This is a genomic window from Rhodoferax sediminis (genome assembly GCF_006970865.1).
Lineage (GTDB): Bacteria > Pseudomonadota > Gammaproteobacteria > Burkholderiales > Burkholderiaceae_C > Rhodoferax_A > Rhodoferax_A sediminis.
In genome coordinates, this window is the sequence record NZ_CP035503.1 from 1,444,082 (window position 1) to 1,470,164 (window position 26,083).

General features: G+C 65.7%; 27 protein-coding genes. 18 read left to right on the forward strand and 9 right to left on the reverse strand.

What is annotated here, in order from left to right:
* The first annotated feature begins 13 nt into the window (after nt 1-13).
* The 7 genes from EUB48_RS06950 (at nt 14) to EUB48_RS06985 (ending at nt 6,245) form a co-directional block, all read left to right on the forward strand.
* Complete coding sequence (locus tag EUB48_RS06950) at nt 14-463, forward strand: SRPBCC domain-containing protein (RefSeq protein WP_142818216.1); 450 nt, start codon at nt 14-16, stop codon at nt 461-463.
* Between the two features lie 105 nt (nt 464-568).
* Nucleotides 569-1,015: an SRPBCC family protein gene (locus tag EUB48_RS06955; protein WP_142818217.1), complete on the forward strand. Its 447-nt coding sequence runs from the start codon at nt 569-571 to the stop codon at nt 1,013-1,015.
* Nucleotides 1,016-1,038: 23 nt separating this feature from the next.
* Nucleotides 1,039-1,692 carry a dihydrofolate reductase family protein gene (locus EUB48_RS06960; protein ID WP_142818218.1) on the forward strand — a complete coding sequence of 218 codons (654 nt, stop codon included), beginning with the start codon at nt 1,039-1,041 and terminating at the stop codon, nt 1,690-1,692.
* 278 nt (nt 1,693-1,970) lie between these two features.
* Entirely contained in the window at nt 1,971-2,666 is a 696-nt protein-coding gene (locus EUB48_RS06965) for a VIT1/CCC1 transporter family protein (protein ID WP_142818219.1), read from the forward strand.
* Nucleotides 2,667-3,135: 469 nt separating this feature from the next.
* Nucleotides 3,136-4,290, forward strand: a complete 1,155-nt coding sequence (locus EUB48_RS06975; RefSeq protein WP_142818220.1) for a cytochrome P450 — start codon at nt 3,136-3,138, stop codon at nt 4,288-4,290.
* A 63-nt stretch (nt 4,291-4,353) separates the two neighbouring features.
* The gene (locus EUB48_RS06980; protein ID WP_142821138.1) at nt 4,354-4,950 is read left to right on the forward strand and encodes a TMEM175 family protein; all 597 of its coding nucleotides are present in this window, start codon (nt 4,354-4,356) and stop codon (nt 4,948-4,950) included.
* 29 nt (nt 4,951-4,979) lie between these two features.
* Nucleotides 4,980-6,245 carry a PGAP1-like alpha/beta domain-containing protein gene (locus EUB48_RS06985; protein ID WP_142818221.1) on the forward strand — a complete coding sequence of 422 codons (1,266 nt, stop codon included), beginning with the start codon at nt 4,980-4,982 and terminating at the stop codon, nt 6,243-6,245.
* A gap of 4 nt (nt 6,246-6,249) precedes the next feature.
* Here the strand turns inward: EUB48_RS06985 and EUB48_RS06990 are convergent, their stop codons facing one another.
* Together EUB48_RS06990 and EUB48_RS06995 are read right to left on the reverse strand one after the other, a co-directional pair.
* Nucleotides 6,250-7,662, reverse strand: a complete 1,413-nt coding sequence (locus EUB48_RS06990) for an FAD-binding oxidoreductase (RefSeq protein ID WP_142818222.1) — start codon at nt 7,660-7,662, stop codon at nt 6,250-6,252.
* A 25-nt stretch (nt 7,663-7,687) separates the two neighbouring features.
* Nucleotides 7,688-8,095 (reverse strand): DUF2069 domain-containing protein, encoded by a 408-nt coding sequence (locus EUB48_RS06995; RefSeq protein WP_142818223.1) that lies wholly within the window; start codon nt 8,093-8,095, stop codon nt 7,688-7,690.
* A gap of 21 nt (nt 8,096-8,116) precedes the next feature.
* Here EUB48_RS06995 and EUB48_RS07000 point away from each other — a divergent pair, with 21 nt between their 5' ends.
* Nucleotides 8,117-9,331, forward strand: coding sequence for a YihY family inner membrane protein (locus EUB48_RS07000; protein ID WP_142818224.1), 1,215 nt, complete (start codon nt 8,117-8,119; stop codon nt 9,329-9,331).
* A 46-nt stretch (nt 9,332-9,377) separates the two neighbouring features.
* On the opposite strand, the gene xdhB is transcribed toward EUB48_RS07000, so the two are convergent.
* Both xdhB and xdhA read right to left on the reverse strand, forming a co-directional pair.
* Nucleotides 9,378-11,810, reverse strand: coding sequence for a xanthine dehydrogenase molybdopterin binding subunit (gene xdhB / locus EUB48_RS07005; RefSeq protein ID WP_142818225.1), 2,433 nt, complete (start codon nt 11,808-11,810; stop codon nt 9,378-9,380).
* Between the two features lies 1 nt (nt 11,811).
* Nucleotides 11,812-13,404 carry a xanthine dehydrogenase small subunit gene (gene xdhA / locus EUB48_RS07010; RefSeq protein WP_142818226.1) on the reverse strand — a complete coding sequence of 531 codons (1,593 nt, stop codon included), beginning with the start codon at nt 13,402-13,404 and terminating at the stop codon, nt 11,812-11,814.
* A gap of 202 nt (nt 13,405-13,606) precedes the next feature.
* On the opposite strand from xdhA, the gene EUB48_RS07015 reads away from it, so the two are divergent.
* Nucleotides 13,607-14,722: an NCS2 family permease gene (locus EUB48_RS07015; protein ID WP_142818227.1), complete on the forward strand. Its 1,116-nt coding sequence runs from the start codon at nt 13,607-13,609 to the stop codon at nt 14,720-14,722.
* A 52-nt stretch (nt 14,723-14,774) separates the two neighbouring features.
* Nucleotides 14,775-15,176 carry a thioredoxin family protein gene (locus EUB48_RS07020; RefSeq protein WP_142818228.1) on the forward strand — a complete coding sequence of 134 codons (402 nt, stop codon included), beginning with the start codon at nt 14,775-14,777 and terminating at the stop codon, nt 15,174-15,176.
* On the opposite strand, the gene EUB48_RS07025 is transcribed toward EUB48_RS07020, so the two are convergent.
* From EUB48_RS07025 to EUB48_RS07035, 3 genes are read right to left on the reverse strand one after another with little or no spacing between them, the layout of a single operon-like run.
* Nucleotides 15,139-16,482, reverse strand: coding sequence for a cytochrome P450 (locus EUB48_RS07025; protein WP_142818229.1), 1,344 nt, complete (start codon nt 16,480-16,482; stop codon nt 15,139-15,141). The two genes, EUB48_RS07020 and EUB48_RS07025, sit on opposite strands and share 38 nt — an antisense overlap.
* A gap of 6 nt (nt 16,483-16,488) precedes the next feature.
* Nucleotides 16,489-17,316 carry an alpha/beta fold hydrolase gene (locus EUB48_RS07030; protein ID WP_142818230.1) on the reverse strand — a complete coding sequence of 276 codons (828 nt, stop codon included), beginning with the start codon at nt 17,314-17,316 and terminating at the stop codon, nt 16,489-16,491.
* A 2-nt stretch (nt 17,317-17,318) separates the two neighbouring features.
* On the reverse strand, nt 17,319-18,635 hold the full coding sequence (locus tag EUB48_RS07035; RefSeq protein ID WP_142818231.1) for an O-acetylhomoserine aminocarboxypropyltransferase: 1,317 nt from the start codon (nt 18,633-18,635) through the stop codon (nt 17,319-17,321).
* A gap of 161 nt (nt 18,636-18,796) precedes the next feature.
* On the opposite strand from EUB48_RS07035, the gene EUB48_RS07040 reads away from it, so the two are divergent.
* Nucleotides 18,797-19,252: a CBS domain-containing protein gene (locus EUB48_RS07040; RefSeq protein ID WP_142818232.1), complete on the forward strand. Its 456-nt coding sequence runs from the start codon at nt 18,797-18,799 to the stop codon at nt 19,250-19,252.
* 1 nt (nt 19,253) lies between these two features.
* On the opposite strand, the gene EUB48_RS21920 is transcribed toward EUB48_RS07040, so the two are convergent.
* On the reverse strand, nt 19,254-19,667 hold the full coding sequence (locus tag EUB48_RS21920) for a multidrug efflux MFS transporter (RefSeq protein ID WP_168226709.1): 414 nt from the start codon (nt 19,665-19,667) through the stop codon (nt 19,254-19,256).
* A complete protein-coding gene (locus tag EUB48_RS21925) occupies nt 19,634-19,966 on the reverse strand; it encodes an MFS transporter (RefSeq protein ID WP_168226710.1) in 333 nt (110 codons plus the stop codon). Before EUB48_RS21925 ends, EUB48_RS21920 begins: the two co-directional genes overlap by 34 nt.
* Before the next feature lie 161 nt (nt 19,967-20,127).
* Between EUB48_RS21925 and EUB48_RS07050 the strand changes: the two genes are divergently transcribed.
* From EUB48_RS07050 to EUB48_RS07080, 7 genes are all read left to right on the forward strand, one after another.
* Entirely contained in the window at nt 20,128-20,562 is a 435-nt protein-coding gene (locus EUB48_RS07050) for a CopG family transcriptional regulator (RefSeq protein ID WP_142818233.1), read from the forward strand.
* An 86-nt stretch (nt 20,563-20,648) separates the two neighbouring features.
* Complete coding sequence (locus EUB48_RS07055) at nt 20,649-21,869, forward strand: extracellular catalytic domain type 1 short-chain-length polyhydroxyalkanoate depolymerase (protein ID WP_142818234.1); 1,221 nt, start codon at nt 20,649-20,651, stop codon at nt 21,867-21,869.
* 101 nt (nt 21,870-21,970) lie between these two features.
* Complete coding sequence (gene aroC / locus EUB48_RS07060) at nt 21,971-23,068, forward strand: chorismate synthase (protein ID WP_142818235.1); 1,098 nt, start codon at nt 21,971-21,973, stop codon at nt 23,066-23,068.
* A 42-nt stretch (nt 23,069-23,110) separates the two neighbouring features.
* A complete protein-coding gene (locus EUB48_RS07065) occupies nt 23,111-24,136 on the forward strand; it encodes an aldo/keto reductase (RefSeq protein ID WP_142818236.1) in 1,026 nt (341 codons plus the stop codon).
* Between the two features lie 45 nt (nt 24,137-24,181).
* Nucleotides 24,182-24,634 (forward strand): type II 3-dehydroquinate dehydratase, encoded by a 453-nt coding sequence (gene aroQ / locus EUB48_RS07070; RefSeq protein ID WP_142818237.1) that lies wholly within the window; start codon nt 24,182-24,184, stop codon nt 24,632-24,634.
* A 15-nt stretch (nt 24,635-24,649) separates the two neighbouring features.
* Nucleotides 24,650-25,045, forward strand: a complete 396-nt coding sequence (gene arfB / locus EUB48_RS07075; protein ID WP_420821438.1) for an alternative ribosome rescue aminoacyl-tRNA hydrolase ArfB — start codon at nt 24,650-24,652, stop codon at nt 25,043-25,045.
* Nucleotides 25,046-25,159: 114 nt separating this feature from the next.
* The gene (locus EUB48_RS07080; protein WP_142818239.1) at nt 25,160-26,053 is read left to right on the forward strand and encodes an alpha/beta fold hydrolase; all 894 of its coding nucleotides are present in this window, start codon (nt 25,160-25,162) and stop codon (nt 26,051-26,053) included.
* Nucleotides 26,054-26,083 lie beyond the last annotated feature (30 nt).

Sequence of the window (26,083 nt, forward strand, 5' to 3'; positions counted from 1 at the left end):
CGAAAGTAGCCATATGGAATCAGCCGGGAAGCGTTCCGATTCGCGAAGTTTGTTCATTGCCGCAACCCCGGCCCAGGTCTTCGCCGCCATGAGCGATCCGGCGCGAGTCGCCCGCTGGTGGGGACCTGATGGATTTAAAAACACCATTCATCAGTTCGACTTCCGGCCTGGCGGCTCTTGGCTGCTCACCATGCACGGACCTGACGGGAAGGACTACCCCAACGAAAGCCGGTTCACGCGGGTTGCAGCTGGCTCGATCTTCGAGATCGAGCACTTGTCCGGTCACCACTTCATTCCGACCATTGAGTTGCGGCCGTCTGGCCAAGGCACTCACGTTCACTGGCGCCAAACCTTCGATACGGTCGAGGAATATGAGCGAATTGCCGGGTTCGTGACGGGAGCCAACGAGCAGAATTTGCAGCGTCTGGCAACGGAAGTCCTGCTCGCACGTGATGCCGCTTGACCCATCATGTCAAAGATTGACGCTTCATCATCTCCGAAATGTCGATTCTGATCCACCTAGATCGTCGTACATTCAGAGGGTCGTCCTCTACTTTCAAGGCTGATCATGTCTACAAATACCGTTCGACTTCACCGTGTAGTCCGGGCCACTCCGGAGCGGATCTACCGTGCCTTCCTTGATGCTGACGCGATGGCCAAGTGGCTTCCGCCGTATGGCTTCACCTGCAAGGTCCATCACATGGACGCCAAAGTCAAAGGCACGTTCAGGATGTCCTTCACGAACTTCTCGACGGGCCACGGCCACTCCTTCGGCGGAGAGTATCGCGAGCTGATGCCGCATGAGCGCATTTGCTATTCCGACAAGTTCGACGATCCGAACCTGCCTGGAGAGATGGTGACCACCGTATCCCTGCGGCAGGTCACGTGCGGAACCGAGTTGAACGTCGTGCAGGAAGGAATTCCGCAGGCCATTCCCGTCGAGATGTGCTACCTCGGATGGCAGGAGTCGCTCGCGCAACTTCTGAAGTTGGTTGAGCCCGTGATTCCAGACTAACTGATTCCGCAGCGAGGCATGTCATGTCAAAACTCCGCGTTCAAAGCTTTTCAATTTCCATCGACGGCTACGGTGCCGGCCCGAACCAGGATTTGCAGAATCCGCTCGGCGTTGGGGGCCCCGAGTTGATGGAGTGGCTCTTTCATACACGTCTGTGGCGCACGATGCACGGCCAGAGCGATGGCGATAGCGAGACGGGGGTCGACAACGCCATGGCGGAGCAGGGCTTCGCCGGCATCGGCGCCTGGATTCTGGGGCGCAACATGTTCGGCCCGGTCCGGGGCCCGTGGCCGGACGACAGCTGGAAGGGCTGGTGGGGCGATGAGCCGCCGTACCACACGCCCGTCTTTGTACTGACGCAGTATCCGCGCGCGCCGCTCAGCATGGCGGGCGGCACGGAGTTTCGCTTCGTCACTGAAGGCATTCACGCCGCGCTGGAGCAGGCGAGGGCGGCAGCGGGCGGTGGCGACATCCGTCTCGGTGGCGGCGTCGCCGCGGTGCGGCAGTATCTGCGCGCGGGCCTGATTGATGAGTTGCACCTCGCCGTGCGGCCGGTCTTGCTCGGCTCCGGCGAACACCTCTTGAACGGCATCGATCTGCGTGCCCTGGGCTACGAATGCGCGAAGTGCGTCGCGGGCGAACGGGCAACCCATGTCTTTCTGCGCAAGCGCGCGTGACTGACTTGCCCACGAGTACGATGGAGCCATCCTGGCCGACGACCACGAAAGCAGCAAGCGTCCGGGTCAATCCGCCGCTGGGGCGCCGGGTCGTGGCATCCCGCAGGGGTACCGGCAGGGCATCATCACTGCGATCACGGTGCTGCTCGGTTTCTCGCTCGCTTTTTTGCGTTTCTGGGGGGACACGCCCACGCCCGATTATCCGTCTTGACAGAGAAGAAATTAAGTGCACGGCAGAGGTGCACGGATTAGCATCCATAACAACGAGGAACTTTGTCATGCGTCCACATCACCAGGAACGACACCGCACTGAGCGCATCGGCTGGCTTCGCGCTGTCGTACTGGGTGCGAACGATGGCATCGTCTCCACCGCAAGCCTGGTATTGGGTGTTGCTGCGGCGCATGCAACGCACAACAGCATATTGGTCGCGGGGGTGGCCGGCCTGGTCGCCGGCGCCATGTCGATGGCCGCGGGTGAGTATGTGTCTGTCCACACGCAGGCCGATACCGAAAAGGCAGACATTGCGCAGGAACGCAGGGAGCTCAAGGCAGATGACGCGGGAGAGCAAAGGGAACTGGCGGCGATCTATGTGGCTCGGGGTCTTGCTCCGGCGCTGGCGGAACAGGTCGCCGAGCAACTCATGGCGCATGACGGGCTCGGTGCGCATGTGCGCGACGAACTCGGGATTTCCCCGGCCCTTAGCGCGCGGCCGATTCAGGCTGCCTTTGCTTCTGCGGCCAGTTTCTCTGCTGGAGCTGCCATGCCCCTGGTGGTCGCCTGGCTGGCCCCGCAGGCAAGCCTGATCATCCTCGTCGCGTTGACATCACTCGTCTTTCTGGCGCTCCTGGGGGCAGTGGCTGCACGCGCTGGTGGTGCCCCTTTGGCGGCGGGTGCAATGCGTGTCACGTTTTGGGGGGCGCTGGCGATGGGGTTGACGGCTGGCGTTGGCGCTCTGTTTGGAGCGGTTGGCTAGCCTGTTCATTGAGCGGGCCGCGTGAAAATCCGGTTTACCCTGCTGTTCCTTCTTGTCGTTGCCGGACTGGCGCGTCCGCAAGAGCCCGATGATATTGAGGCGCTCAAGATGGAAGTGCAATCGCCTGGACTCCGATCGGGTCCGGCTCACCCAGAAATATCGAAACAACCCAAAATCCCTGACGGCGCTTTGTGTGACCGACGAATTTTGATGTTCATGAACATTCGCAAAACCTTGCTGGCCGTCATCTGCATCGGGGACCGCGTACGCCAAAGAGCCCTCGCACGCATGAGGTGGCCCGCATCCGTTCCGCCCGCGCCCGTGCGCTCAGCGTTTGCCGCAGGGACCTCGCGCTCAAAGGGCTGGCGCCCTGAGGGCGCCCTCAGGGGCGTGTTGCTGTGCATTGCCCGCAGTAAGATGTCTACGTCATCTTTTGTCTGCAGTTCACTTTGGGACCTGAGGAAATAGCATGAACGACGAACGCAAGTGCGATTGGGATCCAAGATCCGAAGCTGTCATGCGCGACCAGCGTGCGGCGTATGACGAAATGCGCGAGCGCTGCCCCGTTGCCTACAGTGAGTTCATGCAGTGGTCGCTGTTCCGCCATGAGGACGTGAGTCGCGTGCTGCACGATCACAAAACATTCAGTAACGCCGTATCCCGGCATCTCTCCGTGCCCAACGGGATGGATCCCCCCGAGCACACGAAATATCGCCGCATCGTCGAGTCCTATTTCACGGTGCAACGGATGGACGCCTTCGAACCCGTGTGTCGGCAACTGGTCGCGGAGTTGGTGCGGGACGTGCTGGCACGCGGCGAGGTGGAGTTGATGGCCGATTTTGCGCTGCCCTTCGCAGTGCGGGTCCAATGCGCCTTTCTGGGCTGGCCGCCGATGTTGCGCGAACGACTGGTCCGCTGGACAAGAAAGAACTACGAGGCCACGCTCGCCCAGGATTTGCAGGCCATGTCGGAAATCGCGCGTGAGTTCGAGGGTTTCATTGACGGCATGCTGGAAACCCGAATGCAGGCCGGTGTAAGGCCCGAAGACGATGTCATCGGTGCGCTCACGCACGAAAAGGTTTGGGGACGGCCGCTGACCAACGAGGAGATTGCCAGTATTTTGCGGAACTGGACCGTTGGGGAGATCGGCACCATTTCCGCGTCGGTCGGCATCCTGATTCACTATCTTTCACAACACGTCGAGTTGCAGCAGCGATTGCGCACCCAGCCGCTCCTGTTACCTGCCGCCATCGACGAAATTCTCCGGATCCACGGGCCGCTGGTTGCCAGCCGACGCGTCGCGACCCGCAAGGTGGAGATCGGCGGCCGAAAAATCGATGCCGGCGAGAGAATCTCGCTGAACTGGGTTTCCGCGAACCGGGACGGTCGCGTCTTCGAGGATCCGCAAGCGTTTCGGCTGGACCGCGATCCGGCGGCGAATCTGCTGTATGGCGCGGGTATCCACGTCTGCCCAGGCGCTCCACTGGCCCGCATGGAGATGCGTGTGTGCCTGGAACAACTGCTGGAACGCACCACCCGGATTCAAGACGCCCCGGGCAAGGCGCCGAGCCTGGCCGTGTACCCGGCGAGCGGTTTTGCCACCTTGCCGCTGCAGGTTCGATGAGCGCCATTGCTGTGGCAGCAATTTCCGGATAGTGGAAGTTTCATGAGCATCGGCGGGGCTGGAATGAGCAAGGGCAGGATTGAAGCCTTCAGCGATGGCGTGATCGCGATCATCATCACCATCATGGTGCTGGAACTCAAGGTGCCGCAGGACGAGGGCATGGACGCGCTGGTGCCGTTGATCCCGGTGTTTTTCAGCTATGTGCTGAGCTTCGTCTATGTCGGCATCTACTGGAACAACCACCATCACATGCTGCAGGCCGTCCACACGGTGACCGGGTCCATGCTGTGGGCCAACCTGCACCTGCTGTTCTGGCTTTCGCTGTTTCCGTTCGCCACCGCCTGGACGGGCGAGAACCATTTTGCAGCGGCTCCGTCGATGGTTTACGGTGTTGTGCTGCTGATGGCGGCGATTGCCTACTGGATCCTGCAGCAAATCATCGTCGCGTCGCAGGGGCACGACTCCCTTTTGAAGAAGGCGGTCGGCAGCGACTGGAAGGGCAGGGTGTCGCCGATGCTGTACCTTGCCGGCATCGCGGCGGCGCTGTGGTCGCACTGGATGGCGCAGGGGCTTTACGTGTTCGTGGCGCTGATGTGGCTGGTGCCCGATCGGCGCATCGAGCACCTGCTGGCCAGCAAGGACGCCGAAGAGGGGAACTGAAGTGGCTCGTCTCACTCCAATTCACGACGATGACCCCACCCGCTTCGAAAAACCCCATCAAGCACCTGCGCGCCTCGGACTTGCGCGGTATGGCCCAACTGGCAACGCAGGCCACTGCGGGCGCCGCCCATATCACCGAAGGTGTGCACCAGGCGGTGCGGAGCGCCTTGGGCGCACCCGGTGGCAAGGTGCCGGGGCAAACCGGCGGCATCACCGGCCTGGTTTACAAGAGTGTTCGGGGCGTCACGCAACTGCTGGGCCAAGGTGTTGATGCGCTGTTCGCCCGCTTGCAACCGCTGCTGGAGTCGGCCGAAGCAGCCCAACCCGGGACGCCCCAGCGCGAAGCGGTGCTCGCCGCGCTCAATGGCGTGATGGGCGACCGCCTGGCGGCCAGCAACAACCCGCTGGCCACGCCGATGACGCTGCGCTACCGGGGCGAAGCGCTGGACTGGCGGGCCCTGCCGCCGGGCCATGCGGTCACGGGCAAGGTGCTGCTGCTGATTCATGGCCTGTGCATGAACGACCTGCAATGGCACATATGGCACGCAGGAGAGCCGGCGCAAGAGATGGGCCATGGCGCGGCACTGGCGGCGCAACTGGGCTACACCCCCATTTACCTGCGCTACAACACGGGCCGGCATATCTCGCAAAATGGGCACGAACTCTCCAGCCAGCTGGAGCAACTGGTCGCGCACTGGCCCGTCCCCATTGACGAATTCACCGTGCTGGCGCACAGCATGGGCGGTCTGGTCATTCGCAGCGCCGTGTACTACGGCAGGCAAGACGCCTTACGCTGGCCGGCCCGGCTGAACAAGATTGTGTTTCTGGGTACACCGCACCATGGCGCGCCGCTGGAGCGGGCCGGCAACTGGATCGACGTCATCCTGGGGCGCACGCCCTTCAGCGCACCATTTGTCCGGCTGACCCGTTTGCGCAGCGCCGGCATCACCGACCTGCGCTACGGCTATGTGCTGGACGTCGACTGGCAGGGCCAGGACCTGTATCGCCCCAGGCTCGATAGCCGCAAAGCGGTGCCCTTGCCCGAGGGCGTGACCTGCTACGCCGTGGCAGGGACCACCGCCGCCAAACGCAGCGCCCTGGCCGACCGCCTGGTGGGTGACGGCCTGGTGCCCCTGAACAGCGCACTGGGTCAGCACGACGACCCCCGACGCAGCCTGGTGTTTGCCAAAGCCTCGCAGTGGATTGCCTACCGCACCAACCACGTGGCGCTGCTGAGCAGTCCGGCGGTGACGCAGCAACTGGTGCAGTGGCTGACGCCGCTGCCGCGAGCCTGAACGGCTACATCCGCAGCACCCGCCCCGGATTCATCAGGTTCTGCGGGTCCAGCGCGCGCTTGACGGCGCGCATCATGGCCAGCGCCACGGGTGATTTGTGGTGTTCCAGCTTGTCCACCTTGAGGCTGCCGACGCCGTGCTCGGCCGAGATGGATCCGCCGAAGGCCTGCACCGAATCGAACACCAGGGTGTTGATGCGGGCCTCCTGCTCGCGCAGGAAAACGCTGGCGTCGCCGCCTTCGGGCGCCTGCACGTTGTAGTGCAGATTGCCGTCGCCCAGGTGCCCGAAGTTGACCAGGCGCACGCCGGCGATTTCGCGCGCCAGCAGCGCATCGGTCACGCGCACGAACTCGGGGATGCGCGAGACCGGGATGGAAATGTCATGCTTGATGTTCAGGCCTTCCTCGGCCTGCGCCAGCGGAATGCTCTCGCGGATGTGCCAGAGCTGGTGCGCCTGCGTGAGGTTCTCGGCGACCACGGCGTCGCTCACGCAGCCGCTCTCCAGCGCGGTCTCCAGCAGGCGCTCGAACTGCGCGCGCGCGTGGGCCTGCGACTCGTGGTCGGAGTTTTCCAGCAGCACGCAGTACGGCACGTCCTGGAACAGCGGCACGCGCTGCTGCGGGAAGTGGCAGGCCACCAGACTCAATGCAAACTGGCCCATCACCTCGAAGCCCGTCAGGCCCGCGCCCAGGTGCCGGTGCGCCAGGCCGAGCAGCGTGACCGCGGCGTCCAGTGACGGCACCGCCGCCCAGGCGGTGAGCCGCGCGCTTGGCAGCGGGTACAGCTTCATCGTCGCGGCCGTGATGACGCCCAGCGTGCCCTCCGACCCAATGAACAGGTCGCGCAGGTCGTAGCCGGTATTGTCCTTGCGCAGGCCCGACAGGCCCTCCCACACCTCGCCCTGGGCCGTGACGACTTCGAGCCCCAGGCACAGCTCACGTGTATTGCCGTAGCGCACCACCTGGGTGCCGCCGGCGTTGGTGCCCAGGTTGCCGCCGATCGTGCAGCTGCCCTCGGCCGCCAGACTCAGCGGAAACAAAAAGCCGGCGCGCTCGGCCGCTTCCTGCAGGGTTTGCAGCACGCAACCGGCCTCGACGGTGATGGTCAGGTTGGCGGCGTCGATGGCGCGCACCGCGTTCATGCGCTGCAGGCTCAGCACGACCTGGGTGCCGCTGGCGTCGGGCGTGGAGCCTGCGACCAGCCCGGTGTTGCCGCCCTGCGGCACGATGCTGACGCCAGCTGCCGCGCAGGCCCGCACCACGTCTGCTACTTCTTTGGTAGCGCCAGGTCTAATCACAGCAAGGGATTTACCGCGTTCCCGCTTGCGCCAATCGTTTTCCCAGGCGCTCAGGTCGCCCTCGGTCAGGACGTTGGCGGGGCCCACGATGCGGCGCAGCGATTCGATCAAATGATTCATGGCAAGGTGTTGACGGGGAGGGCGTTCAGGCCGCGGTCTGGGTGCCCGCGGCCAGTTTCGCGTTCTTCAGGCGTATGCGCACATGCAGGGCGCAGGCGATGAACAGCACCAGGCACAGCGCCATCTCGGCCATCGCGAGCCCGGCGCTGAGGCCCCGGTCGCTGGTGGCGCGCACCACGCCCTCGGTGAAGTACACCCATACCAGCAGGCTGACCCAGCGGTAGGTGTACATGCGGTTTTTCAAAAGGCCGCCCAGCGGAATGCACAGCGGCAGCACCTTGAGGGCCAGCCACGAGCCACCCGGGCGGATCGGGGCCAGGAACAGCTCCCACGCCAGCCCCAGCACGATCAGGCCCGCCAGGCTGCCGACCGCGAGCCAGCGGGTGGTGGCGACAAGGGGCGGGGCGGCGTTGGGTGGGCTGTTTGCATTCATGGCAGTGGCATCATAGCGGCCATGACCTTGTCCCTTCGCTTCGAGCAGTTGTTGAAAGAACTGGCGCACTTCCCCTGGAAAATCACGGCCCACACGCTGCGCGAGCGCTTTCGCGAAGACCATCTGGGGCTCACGGCCAGCAGCCTGACCTTCACCACCTCGATCGCACTGGTGCCGTTCTTTACCGTGGCGCTGGCCGTGTTCACCGCATTTCCGATGTTTTCCCAGGTGCAGCGGGTGCTGCAAAAGTGGCTGATCGACAGCCTGATCCCCGACGATATCGCACGCCAGGTGGTGGGCTACCTCACGCAGTTCGCCGGGCAGGCCAGCAAGCTGGGCGTGGCCGGCCTGGCCGTTTTGCTGGTGACGGCGATCGCCATGATCCTGACGATCGACCGCACGCTCAACAGCATCTGGCGCGTGCGCCGGCCGCGACCGCTGGCGCAGCGCGTGCTGATCTACTGGGCCGCCATCACGCTGGGGCCCCTGCTGCTCGGCGCCAGCCTGAGCCTGACGTCCTACGCGATTTCGGCCTCGCGCGGCGTGGTCGGCGCCATGCCGGGCGGCGTGCGCCTGCTGCTCGATACCCTCGAGTTTTTCCTGCTCGCCGGCGGCATGGCGGCGATGTACCACTACGTGCCCAACACACAGGTCAGGTGGGGCCACGCCTGGAGCGGCGGACTGTTCGTGTCGGCCGGCATCGAGCTGGCGAAGAAGCTGCTGGCGTTGTACCTGGCCGCGATGCCGACGTATTCGATGGTGTACGGCGCCTTCGCTACCTTGCCGATCCTGCTGGTCTGGATCTATCTGTCGTGGATCATCGTGTTGCTGGGCGCGGTGATTGCCGCCTACCTGCCCAGCCTGCTCGCCGGCGTGGCGCGGCGCGGCGGCGGCCATGGCTGGCAGTTCCAGCTTGCGGTGGAGGTGCTGCAGCAGTTGAACCGGGCACGCACCGTGGGCCTGAAGGGGCTGAGCGGCTTGCAGCTTGCGCGGGCCCTGCGGGTGGATGTGCTGCAGCTCGAGCCGGTGCTGGAAACCCTGACCGGGCTGGACTGGGTCGGACAGCTCAGCGAGGTGCAGGACGAGGCCGAGGCCCGCTACGTGCTGCTGGCCGACCCGGACACCACGCTGCTGGAGCCGCTGATCCTGCGGCTGCTGCTGGAGCGCGCCGACTCTGTCGTCAATTTATGGAGAAACAGCCAAACGTCCACACTGTTATTGCGCAGTGTGCTATGAAGTTAATAGCACCCTGATGCCCGGCGATGGTGCGCGGGCGATGGCATCAAACGCCAGCCCGCACTGCCTGGATGGCACGCAAAATGGATTCACTCGTGGCGGGCGCGGAAAGCGGCGGGTCGACCTTGTGATCGCCAGCGCTGGATACCGCATCGCGCAGCGCGAAAAACACCGAAAACGGCAGCAGCAGCGGCGGCTCGCCCACCGCCTTGCTGCGGTGAATGCTGTCTTCTGCATTCTGCCCATTGAACAGCCGCACGTTGAACACGGGCGGGCAGTCATTGGCGGTCGGAATCTTGTAGGTGCTCGGCGCATGGGTGGTCAAAAGACCCGTCTTGGGGTGCCAGACCAGCTCTTCCGTCGTGAGCCAGCCCATGCCCTGGATGAACGCGCCCTCAACCTGACCGATATCCACGGCCGGATTCAGCGACTTGCCCGCGTCGTGCAGGATGTCGGCGCGTACGAGCTTCCATTCGCCGGTCAGGGTGTCGACCATGACCTCGCTCACGGCGGCGCCGTAGGCGAAGTAGTAGAACGGGCGGCCCTGCATCTTGTCCTTGTCCCACGACAGGCCGGGCGTCGCATAAAACCCGTCCGACCAGAGCTGAACCCGGTCCAGATAGCCCTGCGCGACGACCGCGCTGAACGCCAGCGTCTTGCCGCCGACCTCCACCTTGTCGTTGGCGAAACGCACGGCCGATGCCTCGCCGCCGTGATGCGATGCGATGCACGCCGCCAGCCGCTCGCGGATTTGCCGCGCCGCATCCTGCGCGGCCTTGCCGTTCAGATCCGCGCCGGTCGATGCCGCGGTCGCCGAGGTGTTCGCGACCTTCTGGGTGTCGGTCGCGGTGCAGCGCACGAGGTCCACGCTCACGCCGAGTTCGTGCGCCACGACCTGCGCGACCTTGGTGTTCAGCCCCTGGCCCATCTCGGTGCCGCCGTGGTTCACCAGGATCGAGCCGTCGTTGTAGACGTGGACCAGCGCACCGGCCTGGTTGAAGTGCTTGACGTTGAACGAGATGCCGAACTTCACCGGCGTGAGCGCGATGCCGCGCTTGAGCACCGGGCTGGCTGCATTGAATTGCGCCGCCGCCTGGCGCCGTGCACGGTAGTCGCTGCTGGCCTCCAGTTCGGCCACGAGTTCATGGATGATGTTGTCGCTGACCGTCTGGCGGTAGGGCGTGACGTTGCGCTCGTCCTGGTCGTAGAAGTTCAGGCGCCGCACGTCGAGCGGGTCCCTGGCCAGGGTGCGGGCAATCGTATCGAGGATGTTTTCCATCGCGATCGCACCTTGCGGGCCGCCGAAACCGCGGAATGCCGTGTTGCTCTGCGTGTTCGTTCGGGCCGAGTAGCCGTGCATGCTGACGTTGGGCAGCCAGTACGCATTGTCGAAGTGGCACAGGGCGCGCGTCATCACCGGGGCGGACAGGTCGGCCGAATGTCCGGCATTCGACACCATCGTGATTTCGGCGCCGAGCACCCGGCCGTCGTCGTCGTAGCCGACTTCGTACTCGTACCAGAAGCCATGGCGGCGCCCGGTAATCAGGAAGTCGTCGTCGCGGTCCAGCCGCAATTTGACCGGCCGTTTGAGCCTGGCCGCGGCCACGGCGGCCACGCAGGCGAACAGTGCCGACTGCGACTCCTTGCCGCCGAATCCGCCCCCCATGCGCCGGCATTCGACCTGCACGTCATGCGAGTGCAATCTGAGCGCATGGGCGACCAGATGCTGCATTTCGCTGGGGTGCTGGGTCGAGCAGTACACGTGCATGCCGCCTCCCTCCTTGGGGATCGCATAGCTGATCTGGCCTTCCAGGTAGAACTGCTCCTGTCCGCCGACGGTCAAGGTGCCCTTCAGGCGCCGCGGCGCCTGCGCGATCGCTCTGGCGACCTCGTCCGCTTCCCCGCCCGTCGCACTGCGCAGCAAGTGCATGGGCGCCAGCACGTACTGGCCCTTTGCGTGGGCCTCCTGCTGCGTCAGCACCGGCGTTTGCGCCTCGATCGTCAAGGCATCCCTGGCTTTGGCGGCGGCGCGGCGCGCCTGAAGGCGCGTTTCGGCGATCACCGCGAACACCGGCTGCCCGAGGTAGCGGATCTCGCCGTCGCACAGGATCGGATCGTCGTGGATGATGGAGCCGCAGTCGTTGGGGCCCGGAATATCGGCCGCCGCCATCACGTCGACCACGCCCGGCATCGCGCGAATCGCATCGAGCGACAGGGCCGTGAGGCGGCCGGCCGCGACCGGCGACAGGCCCAGCGCGCAATGCAGCGTGCCGGTGATCTCCGGGATGTCGTCGATGTAGGTGGCCTCGCCGGCCACATGCAGATGCGCCGACTCATGCGGGCGGCTGATTCCGACGCGCGCGCCCTGGCGCCGGGCGTGTTCTTCTTCGCGCTCGTCAAAGCGCGCCGCGGCATTTTTCTGGTAGCTGGCAAAGGCTTCAACCGGTTGCAGGAGTCGGGGCTCGATCGGCTTGTTCATGTCAATCTCCGTCAAGGGTGGCGTGCGGCAATACACTGAAAACGCTGGTCGCCGACGCCGGCAGCGGGTCGTTGGCGCGGGTCTCCAGCCAGAAGCGCCGCAGCAGGTTTTGCGCGACCTGGAGCCTGTACCCGGCACTCGCGCGCATGTCGGACAGCGGCTTGAAATCCTGCGCCAGTGCGGTCTGCGCCCCGGCTACCGCGGCCTCGTCCCAGGGCTGGCCGACGAGCGCCGCCTCCGCCTTTGCCGCGCGCCTCACGGTTGCCGCCATGCCGCCAAAGGCCAGACGCACCGCCTTGACCCTGTCGCCATCGAGCTCGATGGCCAGGCCCGCGCACAGGGCCGAGATGTCGCAGTCAAAGCGCTTGCTGATCTTGTAGGCGCGCACCTGGCGCTGCATCGCCGCCAATGGCACCGCCAGGCCCTGCACGAACTCGCCGGGCTCCAGGCGGTTCTTCATGTAGTCGACATAAAAGTCGCTCAAGGGCATGCGGCGCACACGGGAGCCGTGGCGCAGTTCGATCGCGGCATCCAGCGCCATCAGGATCGGCGGTGAATCGCCGATGGGCGAGCCGTTGGCCACGTTGCCGCCCATCGTGCCGGCGTTGCGGATGGGCGGGGAAGCGAAGCGCAGCCACACGTCGGTCAAGGCCGGCACGCGCCGCGCCAGCGCCGACCAGGCCGCCTCGAGCGAGGCGCCGGCGCCGATATACAGCTCGCCATTGGCCTCGCGAATGATCTTGAGTTCATCCACGTCACCGACATAGATGATGTCGCCGAGGTCGCGCAACTGCTTGTTGACCCACAAGCCGATGTCGGTCGATCCGGCCAGCAGCGTGGCTTGCGGCTGCTCCAGCCGCAATGCCGCAAGCGCCTGCAGACTCTTGGGCGAATGCAGCACCGCCGCGCTCTCGCCGGGCATTGGTGCGGCCGCGGCATAACTGAAGGTGGTGTTGCGCGAGAGCTGCTGCAATGCAGCAATCACCGGTTGGGTATCGAGCCGCACCTTGTCCATGTCGAACATGCGCTGGCCCGCATCCAGAATCGGCCGGTAGCCGGTGCAGCGGCACAGGTTGCCCGACAGCTCGTCGGCCAGCTGCTGGCGTGTCGGCACGGTGCCGCGGGCCTGGTGGTGCTCGTAAGCGGACCACAGCGACATCACGAAGCCCGGCGTGCAAAAGCCGCACTGCGAGCCGTGGCATTCGACCATCGCCTGCTGTACCGGATGCAAGGCTTGCGCCGCGTGCTTTTCGTGCAAATTGTTCTTAGGGCCGTCCGTGGAGCGCCTGGCGACGCACTGCGCCTTCAGATCCTCTACCGTGAACAGCGCCTTGCCATGCAGGGTGGGCAGGAACTGGATGCAGGCGTTGACGGTTTGCAGCGTCAGGCCATCCACCGCGCTGGTGTCGCCGCTTGCTGCCAGCTCGCCGATCACGACGGTGCAGGCGCCGCAGTCGCCCTCGTTGCAGCCTTCCTTCGTGCCGGTGCAGTGCGCGTCTTCGCGCAGCCAGTCGAGCACGGTGCGCGTCGGAGGCGCGTTGTCGACCGTGACCACCGCGCCGCGGTGGAAAAAGCGAATCTGTTGTGTCGTCATGGGCTGCCTCGCTGACTTGTCTGATGCGGCCGCGCAAATCGGGGCCATGGACCGAAAGTTACCTCATCCAGCGCCCGAGTGAAAGTGTCGGCGGTGATACCTTCTATGCGCAACCTGGTATGACGCAACGGGCGCAATTCGGGAAGATGGCGCCGCCGCCGATCCGAATCCTCCTCCCCCTGATCGGCCTCCAGGAGACAACATGCAGCTACTTGAAAGGGTCTTCAAGCTCACCGAGCACGAGACCACCATACGCACCGAGGTCATCGCGGGGGTCACCACCTTCCTGACGATGGCCTACATCATCTTCGTGAATCCATCGATCCTGGGCGCGGTGTTCATCTCGGGCTGCCTGTTCCTGGCGGTGACCCTGTTCGGCCTGCGTGCGCTGATCATCAGCGGCATACCGCAGTCACTGCGCAGCGCGATCACGGTGGGTATCGGCTTGTTCCTCGCGATCATCGCGCTCAAGAGTGCGGGCATCGTGGTCAAGTCGGACGCGACCTTCGTGACCCTGGGCGACCTGCACACGGCGCCGGTGGTGCTGGCCTCGCTCGGATTCCTGCTGATCGTCGCGCTGGATCGGCTCAAGGTGCCGGGTGCCATCCTGCTGGGCATTGTCGCGGTGACGGTGGCCTCTTTCTTCTTCGGCGGCAACAAGTTTGCCGGCGTGTTCGATGCGCCGCCCTCGATTGCCCCGACCTTCCTGCATCTGGACATCAAGGCGGCGCTGGCCGGCGGTTTTCTGAACGTGGTGCTGGTGTTCTTTCTGGTCGAACTGTTCGACGCGACCGGCACCCTGATGGGGGTGGCCAAGCGCGCCGGGTTGCTTGTGCCCGGCAAGATGGAGCGGCTGAACCGGGCCCTGCTGGCCGACAGCGTGGCGATCTTCGCCGGATCGCTGCTGGGCACCTCGAGCACCACGGCTTACGTCGAAAGCGCGGCAGGGGTGCAGGCGGGGGGTCGCACCGGCCTGACCGCGATGACCGTGTCCGTGCTGTTTCTCGCCTGTCTTTTCATTGCGCCGCTGGCAGGTTCGGTGCCCGCGTATGCGACCGCACCGGCGCTGTTCTTCGTCGCCTGCCTGATGCTGCGCGAACTGGTTGAGCTCGATTGGGATGAGTCCACCGAGGTGGTTCCGGCCGCCGTGACGGCACTGATGATGCCTTTCACCTACTCGATCGCCAACGGCCTGGCCTTTGGCTTCATCAGCTATGCATTGATCAAGCTGTGCACCGGAAAGGCGAAGGAGGTGCATTGGATGACCTGGCTCATCGCCGGGGTGTTCCTGTTCAAGTTTATCTACGTCGGCGGGTGACTCTGCGGGGCGCCGAATACCCATGATCGCCATGCTGCGCCAAAATGGCGCCATGCCTGACGAATCCGATTTCCATTCCGATGCCGGCGCGCCACTGCGCCGCGTGCTTTGCCTGTGCGCGCAGTGGTGCGACACCTGCCGCGAGTACCGCGCCGTGTTCGACGAAGTGGGTGCGGCCCACCCGCAACTGCAATTCGTCTGGATCGACATCGAGGACCAGGCCGATCTGGTGGGCGATGTGGAGGTGGAAACCTTCCCTACGCTCCTGATTGCCGACGACGCCGCGCTGCGCTTTTTCGGCCCACTCACGCCGCAGCCGCAAACGCTGGCGCGCCTGCTCGAGGGCTTGGCGCTGCAGGGGCCGGGCATCAGCGCGGCGCCGGAGGTGCAGGCACTGCTGGACGGCGTGCTGGCCGCTATGCCGACGCAAACGGAGCATGCAAAAAGCCCCTGAAGCGGGCGCGCCCGCCGCGCGTGGGCATCTGCGTCAGCCGATAGTCGGGAAAGCGCTGCAGGAAGCGGCTGATCGCAATGCGCCCTTCGAGCCGCGCCAGGCTCAGGCCGGCGCACTGGTGGATGCCGACGCCGAAAGCCAGGTGCTTGCTGCCCGGCGCTCCATGGCGGCCATTGCCGCGGGCCAGGTTCAGCACATCCGGATCGGCAAACTGCGCCGGGTCGCGATTCGCCGCGCCGATGCCCAGCGTGATCAGCGTGCCGGCTTCGAGCTGGATGCCGCCCACGCTGCAGGCTTTGAGCGCGCGCCGGTTGCCGAGCTGATTGGACGACTCGAAGCGCAGGAATTCATCAACGGCAAGCGTCAAATCGGCCTCCAGCCCTTGTGGGTTCTGCGCTGATAGCTTCATTTTCGATAGCAAACGGTGTTTGGCATCAGGCCATTCCTGCAGCGCCACCAGCGCGTTGCCGATCAGGTTGGTGGTGGTTTCGTGGCCGGCGTTCAGGATGAAGATGCAGTTCTGCAGCAGCTCGGTCTCGGACAGTGGTTCGCTGCCAGCGCGCGCTTCGTGCGTGTCCGATCCGTCGCCGTGGATCAGCCGTGTCAGCACGTCGTGTTCGGGGTCGCCCGGGTGGCGGCGGCGCTCGGCCACCAGGTTTTTCAGGTAGGCGCCGAACTCGCTCACGCTCCGATTGCCGAGCGCCTCCTGTTCGGGCGTGAGCGCCGGCTCCAGCGCGCCCAGGATCGCCAGCGACCAGCCGCGCAGCGGACCGCGGTCGGCATGCGGCACGCCCAACAGGTTGCCGATGATCTCCACCGGAATCGCCGCGGCGAAGTCTCCCACCAGGTCGCCGCCGCCCTGGGCTTCGATGCGATCGAGCAGCCCATCCACCAGCGTGACGAGCCCGGCCTCCATCGAGTCAATCGCACGGCGCGTGAGCGCTCCCATGATCAGCTGGCGCACGCGCGTGTGCAGCGGCGGATCGTTGAACACGAGGCTGGTCGTGTGGTGCTCGAACAGCGGCGACGCCTGGCCATACTTCGGCCCGAACTCCGCTTTCTTGTCCGAACTGAAGGTCTGCGCGTCGCGGTACACGGCCACCAGATCGGCGTAGCGCGTCAAAAAGTACGAACCATCGGGCATGCGGCGCGCGGGCTCGTGCTCGCGCAGCGCGGCGTACACCGGATAGGGGTTGGCGTAGAAGTCAGGGGGCAGGGCGCGCAGGTCGAAGGTGTCGGCGATCTTGCGTGCGCGCTCGGGCGTCATGGCAGGCGTGATGATCATGCTCGGTATGCCGGAGCTCATTGGGGATCAGCCAGGCGCTGCTGCGAGAAACGTCCTGATCGCCGCCAGCGTCTGATCCGGCGCCTCGGTCATCTGGTGATGCCCGACGGGCAGCGACTCCACCGTCACGGCCTTGCCCGCGGCGCGCGCTCTCATAATCAGCGGCTGCGCGGCCTTCGGGTTGGTCATCTGGTCTTGCGCGCCCAGCACGAACAGCACGGGGCAGGTGATGGCGGCGATGGCGGCCTGCGCGTTCGCGTAGCTGTCGCAGGCCTTGAAGCCGCGATAAAACACGTTCACCTTGGGGTTGCTGGCCAGCACGCGGCGGCCCAGCGCCATGCTCGCGCCATAGACCCAGGTGCCCGGCCCGAGCGCCGATGGCGGCGCGGCCAGGGTGCTGCGCGAGAACACGTTGATCATGCGCAAGGCGGCCAAAGGTTCGCTCAGCGAGGCTTGCAGCAATGCGGGCGATACCTTCATGGGGGCGGCCGTGCCCACCAGCACCAGGTGGGTGGCGCGCTCCTGCAAGCGCGCGGCCGCTTCCAGCGCGATCAGCGAGCCCCAGCTGTGGCCGACCAGCGCCGCGCGCCGCACGCCCGCGGCGTCGAGCAGGGCGGCCACGAAGTCCGCGGCTTCTTCCACACTGCTCGGGGCCTCGCCCGCGCTGCGGCAGTGGCCCGGCAGGTCCACGGCCAGCACGTTGAAGCCGTGATGCGCGAGGTAGCGGCTTTGCAGAATCCAGACGCTGTGATCGTTCAGCACGCCATGCAGAAAGACGACGGTGGGTTTGGTGGCATCGAAGGGCTTACCGCCGGTGTAGCAGTAGGTGCTGTGGCCGTTGACGCTGAGGTTCATGTTCAGGTTCCCGCTTTCTCGGCGGCCTTCAGCGCGCGCTTGAGGTCGTCGATCAGATCATGAGGGTCTTCCAGCCCGATCGACAGGCGGATCGTGCCCTGCGTGATGCCGCCGGCGGCCAGTGCCTCGTCGCTCATGCGAAAGTGCGTGGTGCTGGCCGGGTGAATCACCAGGCTGCGGCAGTCGCCCACATTGGCCAGATGACTGAACAGCTGGAGCGAGTCGATGAACTTCCTGCCCTGCTCGCGGTTGCCTTTCATGTCGAAGCTGAACACCGAGCCGGCGCCGCGCGGCAGCAGTTTTTGCGCCAGCGCGTGGCTCGGATGCGATTCGAGCATCGGGTGGCCCACGCGCGCCACGAACGGATGGCTGGCCAGGAACTCGACCACTTTTTGCGTGTTGGACATGTGCCGCGCCATGCGCAGCGGCAGGGTTTCAATGCCCTGCAAAATCAGCCAGGCGGTGTGCGGGCTCATGCAGGCGCCGAAGTCGCGCAGCCCCTCGCGGCGTGCGCGCAGCAGGAAGGCGCCCACGGTGCTTTCCTCGGAAAACACCATGTCGTGGTAGCCGGCGTAGGGCGCGGTCAGCTCGGTGAACTTGCCCGCGGCGCCGCTGGATGCCGCGTCCCAGTCGAAGCTGCCGCCATCGACGACGATGCCGCCGATCACGGTGCCGTGACCGCTCAGGAATTTCGTGGCCGCGTGGTAGATCAGGTCGGCGCCATGCTCCAGCGGCCGGATCAGCCAGGGCGAGGTCATCGTCGAATCCACCAGCAAGGGCACGCCCGCTTCATGGGCAATGGCGCTCACGGCCTCGATGTCGAGCACTTCGAGTCCCGGGTTGCCGACGGTTTCGCCAAACAGCAGCTTGGTGTTGGGCCGCACGGCCGCGCGCCAGCCGTCGATGTCGCCGGGCCTGACAAAGGTGGTCTCGATGCCGAAGCGGCGCAGCGTGAAGTGCAGCAGGTTTTGCGAGCCGCCGTACAGCGCCGTGGATGCCACGATGTGCGAGCCTGCGCCCATCAGCGTGACGATGGCCAGATGCAGCGCGGCCATGCCGCTGGCCGTGGTGATGGCGCCGATGCCGCCCTCCAGCGCCGCGACCCGTTGCTCCAGCACCGCATTGGTCGGGTTCGACAGGCGCGAGTAGACGTGGCCCGAGCGCTCCAGGTTGAACAGCGCGGCCGCGTGGTCGGAGCTTTCGAAAACGAAAGAAGTCGTCAGGTAGATCGGCGTGGCGCGCGCGCCGGTGGCGGGGTCGGGCGCGGCCCCGGCATGAACGGCCAGGGTGTCGAAACCAGGGTCTGAATAACCGGACATGATGTCTCCGAAGTAGATTGAGCCGGATGACCACGGGGCACCCGCGACGCTCGTGCAGGCTTGACCCGGAATCCGGATCAGTGTTGAATGAATATTGTGAGCTATATTTGAATGGCATCGGGGAGATGCGGCAAAACATCGGCAGCCACGAGGAAACCATCATGAAAGTCAGCGATATCCTGCGCGTCAAGGGCAACACCCTGTACACCGTGACACCGGATGACCCGGTAGCCGTGGCGGTGCAGATCATGGCGGAGAAAGACATTGGCTCGCTCGTCGTCATGGAGCATGGTGAGATGGCCGGCATGCTCACGTTCCGCGAAGTGATCCTGACCGTGGTGAAAAACGGCGGCGCCCTTGGGAGCACGCTGGTGCGCACCTCCATGGACGACCACCCGCTGACCTGCACCTCCGAGACCGAACTCGATGAAGTGCGCCGCATGATGCTGGACCGCCATGCGCGCTATCTGCCGGTGATGGATCGGAAAATGCTCATGGGCGTGATCAGCTTCTACGACGTGGCCAAAACGGTGGTGGAAAGCCAGAACTTCGAAAACAAGATGCTCAAGGCTTACATCCGCGACTGGCCGGGCGGGGACGAATCCGGCGAGGGCTGATTCAGCGCAGTTCGGCGCCCTCGTCACGGCCGAGGCGCACGAAGAAGCACAGCGACAGCAGCGTCATCTTACCCACCACCACGAAGGCCGGCGAAAAATCGCGCGCCATCAGGTGCGTCGCGCTGCCCCCATGCCACCAAGCGGCCGCACTCACCAGCGAGGCGCCGAATACCACGCCGATACTGACCGAGACCTGCTGTGCCATGCTCGACAGCGTGGTCGCGTGGCTCATGCGGGGCTTGGGGATTTCCGAAAAACCGAGCGTTTGCAGCGCCACCAGCAGGGTGGTGGCGCCGATCAGCAGCGAGCGAAAGCCGATGCGGCGGATGGCCTGGGCCATGACGGTGCGGGTGGCAAGCGAGCCGATCGCCGTGGCGACCGTCAGCATGCCGGAGGCCAGCGGCACGAAGCCCACGGCGTCGAAGGGCGCGCGGACGGCACGCTGCGCAGCAGGATCAGCCGCCCCACCGGCACCATCATGGTGCCGCAGAAGACGCGCCGCGCGCCAAAGCGCTCGGCGAACCAGCCGCTCAGCGGCAGGAACACCGCCAGGCTCAGCAGGTACGAGGTGATCGCGAGGTTGAGGTGGAGCACCTGCACATCCAGCGAGCGCGCGATGCTGGGCAGCGCCGTCGCCATGACCGAGGTGTCGAGGTTCTGCAGGAACAGTGGGCAGGCCACGACCATGGGAACGATTCTGTCGCGAGCGGCCATGCGGCGATTCCAGGGTCCGGCACCATTGGTGCCCCGCCCCGGGGAGGGTCGGGCGCATGACGAATTTCTTTGAGCGCGGACGATCGTTTCGCGCCAACAAATGAAGGGTGATGAAAAATACATCCATATGCCATCCATATGGATGGTGTTAAGATGGCGAAATGCAAAAGACATCCACTTTACTGCCGCCGCCGCTGCCGCGCGCCAAGGTCGCGGACTCCGAGAAGATCACCATCAACCTCGGTTATGTCGACCTCGGGCAGATCGACCTGCTGGTGGGCGAGTCCTTCTATTCCAACCGCACGGACTTCATCCGCACGGCCATCCGCAACCAGCTGGCGGTGCACGGCGAGGCGCTCAAACAGGTAGTGGCGCGCAAGACGCTGGTGCTCGGCCTGCAGCACTTCAGCGCCGCCGACCTCGAAGCGGTGCGCCGCGCCGGCGAGCGGCTCGACGTGCGCGTGCTCGGGCTGGCCAGCATTGCCGGCGACGTGACGCCCGAGTTGGCGCTCGAGACGATCGGCTCCATCACCGTGCTGGGGGCGCTGCATGCCAGCAGCGACGTGAAGGCGGCGCTGGCCGATCGCATCCATTGAGTGCGGCGCCGACACCGCCGGTTTTTCCGGCCCCTGATCTCTGTATTCCCGAGGCCCTTCCCCTGTTTGCCCAACGAAAGGACACCATGAACCCGAACTTCCAGCGCCTGATGAGCGAAGCCGCCCAGATGACCCGATCCGGCCAGCTGCTGGCCGCAACGCAGGCCATCCAGCGCGCCCTGCGCGGCAATGCCGACGAGGCGGCTGCGCCGGCGGGCGACGAGCGCCTGCATGAGTTGCGCCCGACGGCGCGCGACAACCACTCGATCGTGCTCGACGGGCTGGTGCGCGTGATCGACGAGGCGACCGCGAAAGCATCCCCCTGGAGCAAGGCCAACGTCGGGAACTGGGCCGACGCCGAACGCACCGGTGCCGGCACGTCCCCGGTCGAGCCCGCCGCAGACTCCGCGCCCACGCCTGTCCACGACCCCGCGCTCGAACGCTGGAGCGATGGCAGCTTCACCCACGGCGGGCGCAGCGTCGCCTACAAGCTCTATGTACCGCCGCTCACCGCCGGCCGCACGGCGGCGCCGCGGCCGCTGGTGCTGATGCTGCATGGCTGCACGCAGAATCCCGCCGATTTCGCGGCCGGCACGCGGATGAACGCGCTGGCGCGCGAGCAGGGTTTTGTCGTGCTGTACCCGGCGCAGACCCAGCGCGGCAACGCACAGCGCTGCTGGAACTGGTTCAAGACCCAGCACCAGCAGCGCGGCCGGGGCGAGCCGGCGCTGCTGGCGGCGCTGACGCAGTCCATCATGGCGCGCGAGAACATCGACCCGGCGCGGGTCTACGTCGCCGGGCTGTCGGCCGGCGGCGCCATGGCCGACATTCTCGGGCGCTGCTACCCCGAACTGTTCGCCGCCGTGGGCGTGCACTCCGGGCTGCCGGCGGGCGCCGCCTCCAATCTGCCGTCGGCGCTGGCCGCCATGCAGGGCGGCCCGGCGACCGGGAGGGCGGCAGCGCAAGGTACCGGCGCGGCGCCGCCGGTCATCGTGTTCCACGGCGACGCCGATGCGACGGTGCACCCGCGCAACGGCGCGGCGCTGGTGAGCGCGGCGCAGGACAACACCGGCAGCGCCGCGCCGCGCGTCAGCGAAGGCCGCTCGGCGCAGGGCCAGGGCTTCACGCGCAGCGAGTACCTGGCAGGCGACAGCAGCGTGGCGGCCGAGCACTGGCGGCTGCACGGCGCCGGCCACGCTTGGTCGGGCGGCAGCACGCAGGGCAGCTTCACCGATCCGAGAGGCTGCGACGCCAGCGCCGAGATGCTGCGGTTTTTCCTGGCGCACCCGAAAAAGACGCAAGGCTGAACGACCCGGCGGTACCCCGTGGCTCCATGGTCACGGGACCGTGGGGTTAGATGCTTCGCCAGTTTCGACCTCCGCGCCCCGCCTCGGGGATAATCAGGTGCATGAGCGGCAACACCTTCGGAACACTCTTCGCCGTCACCAACTTTGGTGAATCCCACGGGCCGGCCATCGGCTGCGTGATCGACGGCTGCCCACCGGGCATGGCTTTGTGCGAGGCCGACATCCAGCCCGACCTGGACCGGCGCCGTCCCGGCACCTCCAGGTTCGTGACCCAGCGCAACGAGCCCGATGCGGTGGAAATCCTCTCGGGCGTGTACGAGGGCAAGACCACCGGCACGCCGATCTGCCTCATGATCAAGAACACCGACCAGCGCAGCAAGGACTACGGCAACATCCTGCAGACCTTTCGTCCCGGTCACGCCGACTACACCTACTGGCACAAATACGGCATCCGTGACCCGCGCGGCGGCGGCCGTTCCTCGGCGCGCCTGACGGCGCCGATGGTGGCGGCCGGCGCGGTCGCCAAAAAATGGCTGGCGGCGCAGTACGGCTGTGTGTTTCGCGGCTGCATGACGCAGATCGGCGAGGTCGTGATCCCGTTCGAGTCGTGGGAGCACGTGCCGAACAACCCGTTCTTCGCGCCCGTGGCCGATGTCTCAAAGCTCGAGACCTATCTGGAGACGCTGCGCAAGGCCGGCGACTCGTGCGGCGCACGCATCCGCGTGACGGCCTCTGGCGTGCCGGTGGGCCTGGGCGAACCGCTGTTCGACAAAATGGACGCCGACATCGCCTGGGCCATGATGGGCATCAACGCCGTCAAGGCGGTCGAGATCGGTGCCGGCTGGGACAGCGTCACGCAGCGCGGCACCACGCACGGCGATTCGCTGTCGCCGCAGGGCTTCAAGTCCAACAACTCGGGCGGCACGCTGGGTGGCATCAGCACGGGCCAGGACCTCGAAGTGAGCATCGCCGTCAAGCCGACCAGCTCGATCATCTCGCCGCGCGAATCGATCGACCTGGCGGGCAATGCCACCGAGGTTGTGACCAAGGGCCGCCACGACCCCTGCGTGGGCATCCGCGCCACGCCGATTGCCGAGGCCATGCTGGCACTCGTGGTGATGGAGCACGCGCTGCGGCATCGCGCCCAGTGCGCCGATGTCAGGGTGCCGGTGCCGCCAATCGCGGCTGCTTCCCGGTGACGCAGTGACGGGCCGGTGCCTCAGCAACACCAGGAAGACAACATGCAATACATCCGCTTCGGCAACACCGGCCTCAAGGTATCGCGCATCTGCCTGGGCATGATGACCTATGGCACGCCGCAGTGGCGGCCCTGGGTGCTGGACGAGGCGGCAGCGCTGCCCGTGGTCAAGCACGCGGTGGATGCCGGGATCAACTTCTTCGACACCGCCGACATGTATTCGGCCGGCGAGAGCGAGGCGCTGACCGGCCGCTTTCTCAAGATGCTGTGCAAGCGCGAAGAGGTGGTGCTGGCGACCAAGCTGTACTACCCGGTGGAGATGGCCTTCAAGGGCGGCAACAGCACGGCGGCCCAACCCGCGCGGCGCCCCAACATGGATGGTCTGGGGCGCAAGCGCATCTTCCACGCGGTGGACGCGAGTCTGCAGCGCCTGGGCTGCGACTACATCGACCTGTACCAGATCCACCGGCTGGACCCGAACACGCCGATCGAGGAAACCATGGAGGCCCTGCACGACGTGGTGAAGGCCGGCAAGGTGCGTTACCTCGGCGCCAGCAGCATGTGGGCCTGGCAGTTCGCCAAGGCGCAGCAGGTCGCCAGGGAGCATGGCTGGACGCGTTTTGTGAGCATGCAAAACCACTACAACCTGGCCTACCGCGAGGAAGAGCGCGAGATGATTCCGCTATGCCGCGACCAGGGCGTGGCGCTGATCCCGTGGAGTCCGCTGGCGCGCGGTTTTCTCGCGGGCAACCGCAAGGCCGACGACAAGGCGCAGGGCGAGACCAGCCGCGCCAGGACCGACGACATTGCGCAGAAGTACTACTACCGCAAGAGCGACTTCAAGGTGGTCGAAGCCTTGGGCAAGCTGGCTGCCAAGAAAGGCATCAGCAACGCCACGCTGGCCTATGCCTGGCTGATGCACAAGGGCGTGACCGCGCCGATCGTGGGCGCCAGCAAACCCTGGCAAATCGACCAGGCGCTGGCGGCGACCGACGTGGCGTTGACCGAGGCCGAGATCCAGCGGCTGGAAGCGGCGTACGAGCCGCATCCGGTGCTGGGGCATCTGTAAGGTCAAACCGCGTCCATCCAATCTTTTTCCTGATTCTGGAGCTCCATGAAAACTGCTCTCGTCCTCAACGGCCCCAATCTCAACCTGCTCGGCACGCGTGAGCCAGCCGTATACGGCTCGCAAACGCTGGCCGACGTGAAGGCGCTGTGTGTGCAGGCCTGCGCCAGCCACAACCTGGCGCTCGACTTTCGCCAGAGCAATCATGAAGGCGAGCTGATCGACTGGATTCACGAGGCCGGCCGCGCACAGGCCGCGGGCACGCTGGCCGGCGTGGTGCTGAACGCCGGCGCCTACACCCACACCAGCGTTGCACTGCACGACGCCATCAAGGGAGCGGGCGTCACGCTGATCGAGCTGCACATCTCCAACGTGCATGCGCGCGAGGCGTTTCGCCATCACTCCTACATCTCGCCGGCGGCCAAGGCCGTGATGGCCGGGTTCGGGGTGCAAGGGTATGCGCTGGCCATTTCTGGTCTGGCGGGTTTGGCGGGACTTTGAATTAAGTGGCTCATCGTGATTGAGATCAACCCGGCGGAGATCGAAATCACGGCCATCCGCGCCCAGGGCGCGGGCGGGCAGAACGTCAACAAGGTGTCGAGCGCCGTGCACCTGCGCTTCGACATCACCGCGTCATCGCTGCCCGAGGATGTCAAGGCCCGGCTGCTCGCGCTGCGCGACACCCGCATCACGCAGGAGGGCGTGCTGGTGCTCAAGGCGCAGCAGCACCGCAGCCAGGATATGAACCGCGCCGACGCGCTGGCGCGCCTGACCGAACTGGTCAACAGCGTGGCGCTGCCGCCGCGGGTGCGGCGCGCGACCAAGCCCACTTACGGCTCGAAGCAGAGGCGCCTGGAGGGCAAGAGCCAGCGCGCCAACATCAAGGCGCTGCGCGGCAAGGTGGACGAGTGAATTTATGTGTTTTGTGCCCGTAGCCCTTTAGTGGCCTGCACCATCCGCTATCAAATACGTAGTAAGCGAAAATCGTCGCTCGATTCCGTTCCGCCCGCTTGATATAAACGGGTCATGACGACGCCACATTCCGATGCTCTTCCCGATGAAGTCCGCCCGCTGCTGGACACGGCGACCCGCCTGGAAACGCCGTGCGGCGCGGGCACGCTGGTCTGGCATGTGTGGGGCCAGAGCGAGCCGGGGCACAACCCCGTCGTGCTGTTGCACGGCGGCAGCGGCAGCTGGACGCACTGGCTGCGCAACATCCTTGCGCTGGCCGCCAGCGGGCGCCGCGTGCTGGTGCCGGACCTGCCGGGCTTTGGCGATTCGGCCCCGCCCGCCAAGGGTACGGACGCCGACGTGCTGCCGGAGCCCCTCGAGGCTGGTTTGAAAATCCTGCTGGGCGAGCAGCGCTGCGACCTGGTCGGGTTTTCCTTCGGCGGCATGGTCGCCGGCTTTCTGGCGGTCCGCTGTCCTGCACGTGTGGCACGTCTGGTTGTCGTCGGCGCGCCGGGCCTCGGTGTGGCGTCCCGCAGGACCGTTCCGTTGATGCCGTGGCGCCATCTGGCCGATGCGGATCAGCGCGACGCGGTTCATCGCCAGAACCTGGCGGCCCTGATGTTGCATCACCCCGAGTCCCTCACCGAACTGGCGCTGCGGTTGCATGTCGCGAACGTGATGCGCGACCGCATGAAGGGGCGCGGCCTGGCCTACACCGACGTGCTGGCGCGCACCTTGCCCCAGGTGCAGTGCCCGGTGTATGCCATCTATGGCCGCGAAGACGCGCTCTACAAAGGCCGACTCGACGCATTGGCCGAAGCCCTGCGCCCCGTGCGCAGCGTCCAGGGTCTGCAACTGATCGAGGATGCGGGGCATTGGGTGCAGTTTGAGCGGCCGAAAGCCTTCAATGCAACACTGCTGGCGGTGCTAAATGACGGTCCGAGCCCGAATGCCGGCGCACACCGGTAACATGGGTTACCGAATGTTGACCCGAGGCAA

Coding starts and splice junctions, on each gene's coding strand:
- EUB48_RS06950 (WP_142818216.1), top strand. CDS start 14: ATGGAATCAGCCGGGAAGCGTTCCGATTCGCGAAGTTTGTTCATTGCC.
- EUB48_RS06955 (WP_142818217.1), top strand. CDS start 569: ATGTCTACAAATACCGTTCGACTTCACCGTGTAGTCCGGGCCACTCCG.
- EUB48_RS06960 (WP_142818218.1), top strand. CDS start 1,039: ATGTCAAAACTCCGCGTTCAAAGCTTTTCAATTTCCATCGACGGCTAC.
- EUB48_RS06965 (WP_142818219.1), top strand. CDS start 1,971: ATGCGTCCACATCACCAGGAACGACACCGCACTGAGCGCATCGGCTGG.
- EUB48_RS06975 (WP_142818220.1), top strand. CDS start 3,136: ATGAACGACGAACGCAAGTGCGATTGGGATCCAAGATCCGAAGCTGTC.
- EUB48_RS06980 (WP_142821138.1), top strand. CDS start 4,354: ATGAGCAAGGGCAGGATTGAAGCCTTCAGCGATGGCGTGATCGCGATC.
- EUB48_RS06985 (WP_142818221.1), top strand. CDS start 4,980: ATGACCCCACCCGCTTCGAAAAACCCCATCAAGCACCTGCGCGCCTCG.
- EUB48_RS06990 (WP_142818222.1), bottom strand. CDS start 7,662: ATGAATCATTTGATCGAATCGCTGCGCCGCATCGTGGGCCCCGCCAAC.
- EUB48_RS06995 (WP_142818223.1), bottom strand. CDS start 8,095: ATGAATGCAAACAGCCCACCCAACGCCGCCCCGCCCCTTGTCGCCACC.
- EUB48_RS07000 (WP_142818224.1), top strand. CDS start 8,117: ATGACCTTGTCCCTTCGCTTCGAGCAGTTGTTGAAAGAACTGGCGCAC.
- xdhB (WP_142818225.1), bottom strand. CDS start 11,810: ATGAACAAGCCGATCGAGCCCCGACTCCTGCAACCGGTTGAAGCCTTT.
- xdhA (WP_142818226.1), bottom strand. CDS start 13,404: ATGACGACACAACAGATTCGCTTTTTCCACCGCGGCGCGGTGGTCACG.
- EUB48_RS07015 (WP_142818227.1), top strand. CDS start 13,607: ATGCAGCTACTTGAAAGGGTCTTCAAGCTCACCGAGCACGAGACCACC.
- EUB48_RS07020 (WP_142818228.1), top strand. CDS start 14,775: ATGCCTGACGAATCCGATTTCCATTCCGATGCCGGCGCGCCACTGCGC.
- EUB48_RS07025 (WP_142818229.1), bottom strand. CDS start 16,482: ATGAGCTCCGGCATACCGAGCATGATCATCACGCCTGCCATGACGCCC.
- EUB48_RS07030 (WP_142818230.1), bottom strand. CDS start 17,316: ATGAACCTCAGCGTCAACGGCCACAGCACCTACTGCTACACCGGCGGT.
- EUB48_RS07035 (WP_142818231.1), bottom strand. CDS start 18,635: ATGTCCGGTTATTCAGACCCTGGTTTCGACACCCTGGCCGTTCATGCC.
- EUB48_RS07040 (WP_142818232.1), top strand. CDS start 18,797: ATGAAAGTCAGCGATATCCTGCGCGTCAAGGGCAACACCCTGTACACC.
- EUB48_RS21925 (WP_168226710.1), bottom strand. CDS start 19,966: ATGGCCGCTCGCGACAGAATCGTTCCCATGGTCGTGGCCTGCCCACTG.
- EUB48_RS07050 (WP_142818233.1), top strand. CDS start 20,128: ATGCAAAAGACATCCACTTTACTGCCGCCGCCGCTGCCGCGCGCCAAG.
- EUB48_RS07055 (WP_142818234.1), top strand. CDS start 20,649: ATGAACCCGAACTTCCAGCGCCTGATGAGCGAAGCCGCCCAGATGACC.
- aroC (WP_142818235.1), top strand. CDS start 21,971: ATGAGCGGCAACACCTTCGGAACACTCTTCGCCGTCACCAACTTTGGT.
- EUB48_RS07065 (WP_142818236.1), top strand. CDS start 23,111: ATGCAATACATCCGCTTCGGCAACACCGGCCTCAAGGTATCGCGCATC.
- aroQ (WP_142818237.1), top strand. CDS start 24,182: ATGAAAACTGCTCTCGTCCTCAACGGCCCCAATCTCAACCTGCTCGGC.
- EUB48_RS07080 (WP_142818239.1), top strand. CDS start 25,160: ATGACGACGCCACATTCCGATGCTCTTCCCGATGAAGTCCGCCCGCTG.